Origin of the sequence: Komagataeibacter diospyri (genome assembly GCF_006538165.1) — a bacterium.
Taxonomy (GTDB): Bacteria; Pseudomonadota; Alphaproteobacteria; order Acetobacterales; family Acetobacteraceae; genus Komagataeibacter; species Komagataeibacter diospyri.
On the sequence record NZ_BDLU01000007.1, the window covers coordinates 1 to 1,603 of the forward strand.

1 protein-coding gene and 1 pseudogene are annotated in these 1,603 nt (G+C 59.5%); both read right to left on the minus strand.

All coding sequences use genetic code 11. From position 1 onward, the window contains the following. Positions 1-174, minus strand: a pseudogene (locus MSKU9_RS00975) (transposase); the annotation flags it as partial. Between the two features lie 333 nt (positions 175-507). After that, positions 508-1,524: an IS110 family RNA-guided transposase gene (locus MSKU9_RS00980; protein WP_141259495.1), complete on the minus strand. Its 1,017-nt coding sequence runs from the start codon at positions 1,522-1,524 to the stop codon at positions 508-510. Positions 1,525-1,603: the final 79 nt, after the last annotated feature.

Here is a 1,603-nt window from a genome sequence, read left to right on the forward strand (position 1 = left end):
GAGAAGGTCGCCGCCATCCCCTCGATCGCCCGGCGCTTCCAAAGTGCTACCATCATCTGATGCACGCCGTGCTTCGATGCCAGTTCCGCCAGTGTCAGCTCTCCACGGATCGCCTCCAGTGCGCCCCGTGATCTTGAACTCCGCCGCAGACCTCTTGCGCGTAACCTTACCCATAAAACCCGTCCTCTCTCAGGTCGGATTATAGCTTAATCACCTGTCCAAAAATCCGGGACCATGTGTGGACGGCCCTGACGATGCAAGTGGAAAGTATGATCTTGATGGTCGGGTGCAGCCATGTGTCCGGCCTGTTTTGTGCAGCCCGGAGGCTGCTGGCCCTGATGAAGTCCGCGGATCGGATCCCTGATCACCTCTGCGCGCTGTTTGAGCGCTTGGTCCCGTCGGGTTTGTCCTCTCCCCGGCCTGACCGGTTCGCCATCATATCTCACCACTCCGCACATTCGCCTTCGTCTTACCTGGTGGTCGACGGGGGCGAATCTCTGTATTCTGTCAGGCACTCCGGGCGCTGTATTCGTTGCCTGTCGTGAGAACCGCCCAGACAATCCGGGCTGTCTTGTTGGCCAAGGCGACGGATACGACACGCGCTGCCTTCTTCTCGAGCAGCTTTGCGGCCCATTGCCGACTGGCGCTTTCCTTGCGTGCCAGCCGGATCACGGCCGTTGCCCCCAGCACGAGCAAACGTCGAAGATAGCTGTCCCCCTGCTTGCTGATGCCGACTTGTCGTTCCTTGCCGCCACTGCTGTGATTTTTGGGCGTCAGACCGAGCCATGCAGCGAATTGACGCCCTGACCGGAAAGTCGAGACATCCGGGACTGCCGCGACGATCGCGCTGGCAGTGATCGGACCGATGCCGGGAATGCCAGCCAAGCGGCGGCTGATGCTGTTGGCCTTGTGAGCGGCGACAATCTGCTTCTCGATATCGTCGATCCGTTGCTCAAGAGCCCGCAGATGCGCAATAATATCCTGAAACAGCTTCTGCGCGGGCTCGGGCAATGCCTCCTGTTCTGCATGCAGCAGTGCAATCATCTGGTTCAGGCCCGCGACGCCAGCTGCCGATATAATGCCGAATTCGGCAAGGTGTCCTCGCAGGGCGTTGATCTGCATGGTTCTCTGACGCACCAACAGGTCCCGCGTCTTGTGCTGAAGCAAGGCTGCCTGCTGGTCTGGCGACTTGACCGGCACGAAGCGCATTGTCGGGCGGGTCACGGCTTCGCAGATCGCCTCGGCATCGGCCGCATCTGTCTTGCCCCGTTTGACGTAGGGCTTTACGTAGATCGCTGGCATCATTTTCACCGTATGCCCGAAAGCCGCAATCGTGCGCGCCCAGTAATGAGATGTCCCGCACGCTTCTATCCCCACCAGACACGGTGAGAGCGTTTCGAAAAATCGGATCACCTCACTGCGCCGCAAGCGACGGCGCACGAGAACGTTCCCAAGACTATCGATCCCATGTACCTGAAAAACATTCTTGGCCAGGTCGAGGCCAATCGTTGAAATCGTTCCCATAGGTGGCTCCATGCGTTGCAGACGGCGATGATCTCATCCTCGCACATTCCGTGCGGGGGCCGTCCACAACATCACCTCT

Coding starts and splice junctions, on each gene's coding strand:
- MSKU9_RS00980 (WP_141259495.1), bottom strand. CDS start 1,524: ATGGGAACGATTTCAACGATTGGCCTCGACCTGGCCAAGAATGTTTTT.